Genomic DNA, 10,927 nt, shown 5'->3' on the forward strand with positions numbered 1-10,927 from the left:
AGTATAGTATAATTTTGACCTACTAACTTTAAAAATATTCGCATTGTATTATATAGGATTTGACATAGGAAGCTCTTCAGTGAAAGTAGCAATTGTTGATGCAGCCACAGGAGAAAACTTAGCGGCGGTTCATGAACCAGAAAACGAAATGGAAATTAATGCGATCCATTCTGATTGGGCAGAACAAAATCCTGACACTTGGTGGAAATATGCTTGTATTGCTTCTAAAAGAGCGATCAAGGAATCTAAAATAGATGCTTCAAAAATAACAGGAATTGGAATTTCATATCAAATGCATGGATTGGTTGTGGTTGACAAGCAAGGAACTCCGTTACGTGATTCAATTATTTGGTGCGACAGTCGTGCCGTGAATATAGGAAACGATGCTTTTAATGGTATCGGAAAGGATATTTGTGCTGATAAATTACTAAACTCTCCTGGAAACTTTACAGCTTCTAAACTAAAGTGGGTTCTTGACAATGAAAAAGAAACCTATGATAAAATCTACAAGTATATGTTACCTGGAGATTATATCGCTTTCAAACTTACAGGTGTTTTTAACACCACTAAAAACGGTTTATCTGAGGGGATTTTATGGGATTATGAATCTGATTCTGTCGCAGATTTCCTTCTTAATTACTACGGAATTGACCCATCTCTAACTCCTGATATTGTTGAGAATTTCAGCGACCAAGGGGCTGTGAACACAGAAGGTTCGGAAGCATCAGGTATTCCGGTAGGTGCTACCGTAAATTACAGAGCGGGAGACCAACCAAACAATGCTCTTTCTTTAAATGTATTCAATCATGGTGAAGTTGCAGCCACAGGAGGTACTTCTGGGGTAATTTATGCTGTAACCAACTCAAAGAAATCAAAAGAATCTTCTAGAATAAATAATTTTGCTCATGTAAATTATGCCAAAGACAACCAAATTCTAGGTAAATTAATGTGCATCAATGGTTCGGGAATTCAGTACCGTTGGATGAAAGATAATTTAGCTGCAAATAGTTATGAAGAAATGAACAACAAAGCAGGAGAAGTTCCTGTAGGTTCAGATGGACTTGTGGTGATTCCTTTTGGAAACGGAGCAGAAAGAATTTTAAATAATAAAAATGTAGGTTCTCAATATTGCAACCTCAACTTCAACAAACATTCAGACGGACATATGTACAGAGCAGCCTTAGAAGGGATTGCTTTTTCATTTGTTTATGGAATGGATATCTTAAAAAATGACAATGCAGTGATCAATGTGATCCGTGCTGGAAATGACAATTTATTTCGTTCTGAAATATTTTCAAACACTGTCGCAACACTGATTGGTCATGAAATAGAAATCTACAATACTACAGGTTCCGTGGGAGCTGCAAGAGCCGCCGGTTTAACGGATGGTGACTTCAAAAAATTTGGAGATAATATCACTCAAAACGATCATGTGATGACCTATATGCCTTTGAAAAATAAAGCTCCTTATGAGCAAGCATATAACAACTGGAAAACAGAACTAGAAATCTTATTAAAAAACAAATAATAAATATAAATTCATACAGATATGTCAAAGTTAACAATCGGAAGTAAGGAGTACTTCAAAGGAATTGGAGAAATTAAATTTGAGGGAAAAGACTCAAAAAATCCTTTAGCGTATAAATACTACAACCCAGATCAAGTAATCGCAGGAAAAACTATGAGAGAGCACTTTAAGTTTTCTATAGCATATTGGCATACTTTCTGTGGACAAGGATCTGATCCATTTGGACCAGGAACACAAAACTTTGAATGGGATCAAAATGCTGATCCAGTGCAAGCTGCAAAAGAAAAAGCAGATGCTGCTTTTGAATTTATCACAAAAATGGGATTTGATTATTACTGTTTCCATGATTTTGACTTGATTCAGGAAGGAGCTACTTTCGAAGAATCTGAAGCTCGTTTGAAAGAAATCGTTGCTTATTTGAAAGAAAAACAAGCAGCTTCTGGCGTTAAATTATTATGGGGTACAGCAAACTGTTTCTCTAACCCAAGATACATGAATGGAGCTTCTACAAACCCAAATTTTGATGTAGTTGCCAGAGCAGGTGGACAAATTAAATTAGCCTTAGATGCAACAATGGAATTGGGTGGTGAGAACTACGTATTCTGGGGAGGACGTGAAGGATACATGTCTTTATTAAATACTGATATGGGACGTGAATTGAACCATATGGGACAATTTTTAGGATTGGCTAAAGATTATGCCAGAGGTAAAGGATTCAAAGGAAACTTCTTTATTGAGCCAAAACCAATGGAGCCTACAAAGCACCAGTACGATTTTGATGCTGCAACAGTTGTTGGATTCTTAAACAAACATAACTTACAAGATGATTTCAAAATCAACCTTGAAGTAAACCACGCAACTTTAGCGAGTCATACAATGCAACATGAAATGGATGTAGCTGCTCAAGCTGGTATGTTAGGTAGTATTGATGCCAACAGAGGTGATTATCAAAACGGATGGGATACAGACCAGTTCCCGAACAATATCCAAGAAACTGCTGAAGCAATGTTAATTTTCTTACAAGCTGGAGGTTTAAAAGGTGGTGGAGTCAACTTTGATGCAAAAATCAGAAGAAACTCAACGGACTTAGAAGATGTATTCTTAGCCCATATTGGAGGTGCTGATACATTTGCAAGAGGATTGATTGTTGCTGACAAAATTATGAGAGAATCTAAATACGCTGATTTAAGAGAAAACCGTTACAGTTCTTTCGACTCTGGAAAAGGAAAAGAATTTGAAGAAGGAAAATTATCTTTTGAAGATTTGTACTCTATTGCTAAGGAGAATGGTGAATTGCCAAGCATTAGCGGTAAGCAAGAACTATTTGAAAATATTGTGAACGAAAACATATAAGTTCCAAGTGGGTGATACATGTGATCACCCACTTTTTTTATTCAAAACAACCAAAACATCTTAAACTATAAAAAACATGGGCAAAACAAATTCTAGTTACCTTTTAAAACTAACCTTAGTAGCTACTTTAGGTGGACTACTATTTGGTTATGATACTGGAGTAATCTCTGGTACGGTTGGATCATTAGATCATTTTTTCGTAATACCTAAAGGACTTAGTGAAACGGCCGCAAGCGCCTTTAAAGGATTTTTAGTTTCTAGCGCATTGATCGGTTGTGTAATCGGTGGTGTTTTTGGTGGTATTGTAAGTAAAAAACTAGGACGAAAAAAGGGACTGATTTTAGCTGCAATATTATTTCTTATTTCGGCCTTAGGATCTGCGATGCCTGAAATGTTTATTTCTCCGATCGGAGAAGGTGACCATACCTTATCTACCGTATTTATTGTATACAGAATCATTGGGGGAATTGGAGTTGGATTGGCTTCTATGTTATCACCTTTATACATTGCAGAAATTGCACCTGCAGACAGTCGTGGAAAACTAGTATCCTTCAACCAACTTGCTATTGTAGGTGGTTTTATGGTGGTCTATTTTGTAAACTACTTTATTTCAAAAGGAGGAGGATCTGATGAATGGTTAAATTCGATCGGATGGAGATGGATGTTTGCCTCTGAAGTAATTCCAGCTGGGTTATTCTTAGGTTTATTATTCTTAGTTCCTGACACCCCAAGATCTTTGATGCTGAGAAATCAACCTGAAGAAGCGTTGCAAGTATTGACAAAAGTAAACGGAGAGGAAGAAGGAAAAACAATCTTAGAAGAGATCAAAGCTTCTATGAACGAAACTACTTCAGGTCACATTCTATCTTTCGGATGGCTTGTGATTGTGATTGGAGTATTGATTTCTGTTTTCCAACAATTTGTTGGAATAAACGTGGTATTATACTATGCTCCAGAAATTTTCAAAACCATTTCCTCGGGAACGGATAGTGCTTTATTGATGACAATTATTGTGGGTATTGTAAACTTCTTGTTTACGATTATCGCGGTAAAAACAGTTGATAAATACGGAAGAAAACCTTTAATGATTATTGGAGCCTTAGGAATGGCTATTGCTATGCTTTCTTTAGGATTTGTATTCTTTGCAGGTGCTTCTGGTTATGTTGCTCTTTTCTGCATGATGTTATATGTGGCAAGTTTTGCAGTAAGTTGGGGACCTGTCGCATGGGTTTTATTGGCAGAAATTTTTCCAAATAAAATTAGAGGAAGAGCCCTCGCAGTGGCAGTTGCTGCGCAATGGATTTCCAACTACTTGGTATCACTTACATTCCCTATGATGAACGACAACTCTTACCTAACAGAAAAATTCAATCATGGTTTTGCCTATTGGATTTATGGAATCATGAGTTTGATAGCTATGTTCTTTATCATGAAATATGTCCCAGAAACCAAAGGAAAAACTTTGGAAGAAATGGAAAACCTTTGGGACAAAAAAAACAATTAATAAATCGAATCGGGTTCAAAAAATAAAACCGATCAAAATTAAATACAAAAAGAATGAAATTTTTTATCGACACAGCAAATCTTGAACAAATTAAAGAAGCTCAAGACTTAGGAGTATTAGATGGTGTTACAACAAACCCATCTTTGATGGCGAAAGAAGGAATCACTGGTCAAGAAAACATTTTACAACATTATTTAGATATTTGCGAAGCAGTAGACGGAGACGTTTCTGCAGAAGTAATCTCTACAGATTTTGAAGGAATGGTAAAAGAAGGAGAAGCTTTGGCTGCCTTAGACCCTCAAATTGTGGTAAAATTACCAATGATTAAAGACGGTGTAAAAGCGTGTAAATATTTCTCTTCAAAAGGAATTAGAACCAATGTAACTTTAGTTTTTTCTGCTGGTCAAGCTTTATTAGCTGCTAAAGCAGGAGCTACTTATGTTTCTCCTTTCTTAGGTCGTTTGGATGATATTTCTACAGATGGGATGAACTTAATCGAAGAAATCAGATTGATCTATGATAACTACAATTTTGATACTGAAATTTTAGCTGCTTCTGTGAGACATACAATGCATGTAATCAACTGTGCTAAATTAGGAGCTGATGTAATGACAGGTCCTTTATCTTCTATTGAAGGATTGTTAAAACACCCTTTAACAGATAGTGGATTGGCACAATTCTTAAAAGATTACGCGAAAGGAAACTAATATGGAAATTCAAAAACTAAATGATCTTGTTTCTCAGACTCGTAGAGATATTTTGAGAATGGTTCATAAAGTAAATTCTGGTCACCCTGGAGGTTCTTTAGGGTGTACAGAATTCCTAGTTGCTTTGTATAACGAAGTGATGGAACTTAAGGATGGAACCTTTGACATGGATGGAAAAAACGAAGATGTTTTTTTCTTGTCAAACGGTCATATTTCACCAGTATTTTATAGTGTTTTAGCACATAGAGATTATTTCCCAGTGGAAGAACTTGGAACATTTCGTTTGCTAAATTCTCGTTTGCAAGGACACCCTACAACCCATGAAGAGTTACCAGGTGTTAGAATTGCTTCTGGTTCTTTGGGACAAGGTTTGTCTGTTGGAATTGGAACTGCACAAGCAAAAAAACTTAACAACGATTCTAATCTTGTATATACCTTACACGGTGATGGTGAATTACAAGAAGGTCAAAATTGGGAAGCAATCATGTATGCAGCTGCAAAAAACGTGGACAATCTAATTGCAACAATTGATTTTAATGGGCAGCAAATAGACGGTTCTACGGATCATGTTTTGAACATGGGCGATTTAGAGGCTAAATTTTCTGCTTTTGGATGGGATGTTCTACATGTTGAAAAAGGAAATGATTTAGAAGCTGTCATTGCAGGATTGAAAGAGGCTAAATCAAAAACAGGCAAAGGGAAACCCGTTTGTATCTTGTTGCACACAGTAATGGGTAATGGAGTTGATTTTATGATGCACACACATGCTTGGCATGGAAAAGCTCCTAATGATGAACAATTAGAAATTGGGCTCTCTCAAAACCCAGAAACCGTAGGTGACTACTAAATTCTAGAAATGAAAAAATACACATACACTGAAAAAAAAGATACGCGTTCTGGTTTTGGAGCTGGTTTGGCAGAATTAGGAAGAACAAACCCAAATGTAGTAGCATTATGTGCTGATTTGATTGGTTCTTTGAAAATGGATAAATTCATTGAAGAGAACCCGAACAGGTTTTTCCAAATTGGTATTGCTGAAGCAAACATGATCGGAATTGCTGCTGGATTAACGATTGGTGGTAAAATTCCTTTTACGGGTACTTTTGCAAACTTTTCTACAGGTAGAGTTTATGATCAAATTCGTCAGTCGGTTGCTTACTCTGATAAAAATGTAAAAATTTGTGCATCTCACGCAGGTTTGACTTTAGGAGAAGATGGAGCGACACACCAAATCTTAGAAGACATTGGTTTGATGAAAATGTTACCAGGAATGACTGTAATCAATACTTGTGATTACAACCAAACTGAGGCTGCTACTATTGCAATCGCCGAATTCGAAGGTCCAGTTTACTTACGTTTTGGTCGTCCTGTAGTGCCTATTTACATGCCTAAGCATACAGAAACTGAACACGAAAATAAATTTGTAATTGGAAAAGCAATTCAATTGACTGAAGGTGCTGATGTAACTATCGTTGCGACTGGACATTTGGTATGGGAAGCTTTACAAGCATCTGAGCAATTAGAAGAACTTGGTATTTCTGCTGAAGTTTTAAATATGCACACCATAAAGCCTTTAGATGCGGCTGCAGTATTAGAATCTGTTGCAAAAACAGGATGTATTGTTACTGCGGAAGAGCACAACTTTATGGGTGGTTTAGGAGAAAGCATCTCTGGTGTTTTAGCAAAAAACAATCCTATTCCACAAGAATTTGTTGCTGTGAATGATAGTTTTGGTGAGTCTGGTACTCCTGCTCAATTGATGGAAAAATACGGATTGAACGACAAAGCAATTGTTGCTGCTGTTCAAAAAGTAATCAAGAGAAAATAATAGCCCCATTGGGCTCAACATAAAAAAGCATTCATTAGGAGGAAACTCAATAATGAATGCTTTTTTTATTTACTTATAGGATTCATTTTTTCTACTATTCCACTCTAATAGTAGATTCCCTTTCCATAATATTTGTCTTGATGGTTTTAGTTCTTGGATGCAAAACTGAATCGTCATCATCCGCACTCAACCTATCAATTAAAAATTGCATTGCCTGCTCTCCCATATAAACTCCATGTTGACTTACCGTGGTAACCCTAGGAGTAGCGTGCTGAGCTAGTTCTCCATTGGTAAATCCAATCATTGAAATATCCGAAGGGATTGTATAGCCCCCTTTTTTTAAAATTTCTAAAGTATCTATGGTAGCCGATTCTTCTAAACAAAGTACGGCATCCACTTTTCTGCTCCCAAGAACAATTTTTAACAGCGTTTCTAAATCATCATTTTTACCAATTCTTAAAATCAAATTCTCATCAACCAAGAGATTATTTTCTTTGAGTGCATCTTTATAACCTTGGATTCTAAGTTTACCAACACTAGTATGACTGATAATCGATACAATTGCAATATGCTTTCTGCCATTATTGATAAAAAAAGAGGTCGCCTCATGCGCCGCGTTTAAATCATCAACAATTACTTTATCACATAAAACCTCATCAGTTACCCGATCCATCATCACCATATCTACCCCATACTTCTTGGCTCCTTTAAAATGATTATACTCTTGCAATTTCTGAGTTTCTTCTGCAAGAGAAACAATAAAACCATCAACAGTACCTTTTAAAAAATAATTAGTTGCCTCAACTTCCTTTGCATTGCTATCATGAGAGATAGAAATAATTACATTATATCCATGCTTATTAGCAACTCGCTCTACTCCACTAAAAACTTTGGCAAAATACCTATTCAAAATATTTGGAAGGATAAGACCAATTGTTTTGGTCTTTGATTTTTTCAACCCCAAAGCATAAATATTTGGCATATACCCTTTCTCATTTGCGTACTCTTGAATTTTCTTGCGCATCCCAGTACTTATATCATGGCTATCTTTTAAAGCCTTTGATACAGTAGCAATGGAAACATTGAATTCTTTGGCAATTTCTTTAAGAGTAATTCTCTTATTCATGAAGGTGCTTTTTGAGATGATTTATTCTGTGGCTAAGTTAGTTTTTTATTGGGATTTATGTCTTCTAAATAACCATATGATTCAAGTTTTAATCTTTTTTTCTTCTATTTTATAATTTAAAAATTCGCTATCTTTAATAGAAAAGGAACTTTTAGTTGTGCCACGAGGGCAACCTAAGAGTAAAAAAATTGCTAAAAAATCTACTATGCTAACAAAAGTTTTTGGTTCTGCCGTATTCGGTATTGAAGCCACCACGATTACTGTGGAAGTAAATATCGACAAAGGAATTGGATATCATTTGGTAGGCTTGCCAGATAATGCGGTAAGGGAGAGTAGTTATCGAATTTCTGCTGCTTTGAATAATATTGGATACAAGTTGCCTGGTAAAAAAATAACCATCAATATGGCACCCGCAGATTTACGAAAAGAAGGTTCATCATATGATCTTACGTTAGCCATAGGAATATTAGCTGCCTCCAATCAAATAACTTCCAATTTTTTAGAAGATTATATCATCATGGGTGAACTTTCACTTGATGGAAGTTTACAACCCATAAAAGGAGCTTTGCCTATTGCCATACAAGCTCAAAAAGAAGGCTTTAAAGGATTTATTCTCCCCAAACAGAATGCCAATGAGGCTGCCATTGTTTCAGGACTTAAAGTATATGGAATAGAAAATATCACAGAACTCATTTCTTTTATTGATGGTAAATCTAAACTTATAGAAACGAACATCAATATAGAGGAAGAAATGAATAAAACGCTAGACAATCCTGAGTTTGATTTTTCGGATGTTAAGGGACAGGAATCTATAAAAAGATGTATGGAAATTGCTGCTGCGGGTGGACATAATATTATTTTAATTGGCCCTCCGGGTTCTGGTAAAACGATGTTAGCAAAAAGATTGCCCAGTATTTTACCACCAATGACAATGGAAGAAGCTTTGGAGACAACCAAAATTCACTCGGTTACAGGTAAAACAAAAGATAATTTCGGATTGATGAATGAAAGGCCATTCCGTTCTCCTCATCATACGATTTCCGACGTGGCTCTTGTTGGAGGAGGTCAATATCCACAACCAGGAGAGATTTCCTTATCGCATAATGGCGTATTGTTTTTAGATGAATTGCCAGAATTTAAACGAACGGTATTAGAGGTAATGCGACAACCATTAGAGGACAGGGAGGTAACTATTTCTAGGGCTCGATTTACGGTAACCTACCCTAGTAGTTTTATGTTGGTGGCTAGTATGAACCCAAGTCCGAGTGGTTTTTTCAATGACCCAGATAGCCCCATGAGTTCCTCTCCACATGAAATGCAACGCTATTTAGGAAAAATATCTGGCCCCCTTTTAGATCGTATAGATATCCATGTAGAAGTGACACCAGTGCCTTTTGAAAAATTAACCGAACTTAGAACTGGAGAACCTAGTAACACCATTAGAGAACGGGTAATACAGGCCAGAACTCAACAAACAAAAAGATTTTACGACTTGAAAAACACGCACTATAACGCTCAAATGTCTGTTAAGCAAATTCGCTCATTCTGTGTTTTGGATAGCACTTCCAAAGAGCTCTTGAAAACCGCCATGGAAAAATTAAATCTATCTGCTAGAGCTTATGATAGAATCTTAAAAGTGAGCAGAACCATAGCTGATTTAGAAAATGCAACTTCTATTTTACCGCATCATATTTCTGAAGCGATTCAATACAGAAGTTTAGACAGAGAAGGCTGGTTGAGTTAACGTTGACTCTTTTTTAAATAGATATTATACACCAAACCTACCATAATTAAAAACACCCCTAACAGAGTCCATAAATTATAAACCTCGTCAAACCAAAAAGCTCCTATGACAAGCATAAAAATCACCTCCAAATATTTTAAAGGAGCAATAACACTTGTCTCATCAGATTGAAACGCTTTGGTTAAATACAACTGACCTACATAACCAAAAACACCTAAACTCAATAACATGGCCCACTCTTCGGGCGTAGGATTTTTCCAAATATTGATAGACATAAGACCACCAAAAACAAATGCCATCACCATAAAATAATTTATGATTACAAGTGGGTGCTCATTATTTCCCATTTTACGTATCAGCACAAAAATCAACCCAAGAGAAATAGCAGACATCATGATAAAAGCCAAACCAATGGTATTTACATTTCCTCCAAATCCTTTTATGATCAATACTCCTGAAAAGGCAACCAAAAACAGAAACCACTGAATAGGTTTTATTTTTTCTTTCAAGAAGACAAAAGCAAAAATCGCAGCGAATATAGGGGAGGTATACCTAAGAGAAACGGACGTTCCTAAAGCCAAATAATTCAATGACTGAAAAAAACAAGTTAATGAAACAACACCAGCTAATCCTCTTGAAAGTAGTAACACTTTATTATTCCCTAAAATGGAAACCTTGGCTTTCACCAATAATGGAATAGTAAAGAAAAGAGTCCCTACAGATCTAAATAAAAGTAACTGGTAAGCGCTAAAATCATTTAAATACTTCACCACTGTATTCATTAGTGAGAAAGCAATCACACTAAATATCATGTATAAAATTGACTGAGTACTTTTCATCAAAAATATATTTGGGTTTCAAAATATTACGGATGACAAAAGTAGTACTAAAAAATGATGTAGCTATACTGAATTCTAATGAATTAAAACTTCTGACACATCCTTTTCTTCCGATCTTTTTACAATCTCTGCTACCACACCAAGTGCTGCCTTTTCTCCTGAAATCATTGCAGCGTTTAAAGAGCCATTCAATAACGTATCTCCAGCTAAAAAAAGCTCCTTAGATAATTTGGTGTTTTCAGGTTCTATAGAATATTTTATTCTCTTTAAATCAGGTAAAGCCTTTTTAATAAAGTAA

The 10,927-nt window shown here is 35.9% G+C and carries 9 protein-coding genes and 1 pseudogene; 7 read left to right on the forward strand and 3 right to left on the reverse strand.

Annotated features, from left to right (window positions below; all coding sequences use genetic code 11):
- Positions 1 to 43 precede the first annotated feature (43 nt).
- The 6 genes from P8H68_RS02480 (at position 44) to P8H68_RS02505 (ending at position 6,920) form a co-directional block, all read left to right on the forward strand.
- Positions 44 to 1,528 carry an FGGY family carbohydrate kinase gene (locus P8H68_RS02480; protein ID WP_300321182.1) on the forward strand — a complete coding sequence of 495 codons (1,485 nt, stop codon included), beginning with the start codon at positions 44 to 46 and terminating at the stop codon, positions 1,526 to 1,528.
- A 21-nt stretch (positions 1,529 to 1,549) separates the two neighbouring features.
- A complete protein-coding gene (gene xylA / locus P8H68_RS02485; protein ID WP_300321184.1) occupies positions 1,550 to 2,881 on the forward strand; it encodes a xylose isomerase in 1,332 nt (443 codons plus the stop codon).
- 76 nt (positions 2,882 to 2,957) lie between these two features.
- Entirely contained in the window at positions 2,958 to 4,385 is a 1,428-nt protein-coding gene (gene xylE, locus P8H68_RS02490; RefSeq protein WP_300321186.1) for a D-xylose transporter XylE, read from the forward strand.
- A 53-nt stretch (positions 4,386 to 4,438) separates the two neighbouring features.
- Complete coding sequence (gene fsa, locus P8H68_RS02495) at positions 4,439 to 5,092, forward strand: fructose-6-phosphate aldolase (protein WP_300321189.1); 654 nt, start codon at positions 4,439 to 4,441, stop codon at positions 5,090 to 5,092.
- Position 5,093: 1 nt separating this feature from the next.
- Positions 5,094 to 5,939 (forward strand): transketolase, encoded by an 846-nt coding sequence (locus tag P8H68_RS02500; protein ID WP_300321192.1) that lies wholly within the window; start codon positions 5,094 to 5,096, stop codon positions 5,937 to 5,939.
- Positions 5,940 to 5,948: 9 nt separating this feature from the next.
- On the forward strand, positions 5,949 to 6,920 hold the full coding sequence (locus tag P8H68_RS02505) for a transketolase C-terminal domain-containing protein (protein ID WP_300321195.1): 972 nt from the start codon (positions 5,949 to 5,951) through the stop codon (positions 6,918 to 6,920).
- 94 nt (positions 6,921 to 7,014) lie between these two features.
- On the opposite strand, the gene P8H68_RS02510 is transcribed toward P8H68_RS02505, so the two are convergent.
- The gene (locus tag P8H68_RS02510; RefSeq protein WP_300321198.1) at positions 7,015 to 8,046 is read right to left on the reverse strand and encodes a LacI family DNA-binding transcriptional regulator; all 1,032 of its coding nucleotides are present in this window, start codon (positions 8,044 to 8,046) and stop codon (positions 7,015 to 7,017) included.
- A gap of 205 nt (positions 8,047 to 8,251) precedes the next feature.
- Here P8H68_RS02510 and P8H68_RS02515 point away from each other — a divergent pair, with 205 nt between their 5' ends.
- Positions 8,252 to 9,790 (forward strand): YifB family Mg chelatase-like AAA ATPase, encoded by a 1,539-nt coding sequence (locus tag P8H68_RS02515; RefSeq protein WP_300321201.1) that lies wholly within the window; start codon positions 8,252 to 8,254, stop codon positions 9,788 to 9,790.
- On the opposite strand, the gene P8H68_RS02520 is transcribed toward P8H68_RS02515, so the two are convergent.
- Together P8H68_RS02520 and P8H68_RS02525 are read right to left on the reverse strand one after the other, a co-directional pair.
- Positions 9,787 to 10,629 carry a DMT family transporter gene (locus P8H68_RS02520; RefSeq protein ID WP_300321204.1) on the reverse strand — a complete coding sequence of 281 codons (843 nt, stop codon included), beginning with the start codon at positions 10,627 to 10,629 and terminating at the stop codon, positions 9,787 to 9,789. The genes P8H68_RS02515 and P8H68_RS02520 overlap by 4 nt on opposite strands.
- Before the next feature lie 75 nt (positions 10,630 to 10,704).
- Positions 10,705 to 10,927: pseudogene (locus P8H68_RS02525) on the reverse strand (hypothetical protein); the annotation flags it as partial.

This window comes from Flavicella sp., assembly GCF_029238425.1.
Lineage (GTDB): Bacteria > Bacteroidota > Bacteroidia > Flavobacteriales > Flavobacteriaceae > Flavicella.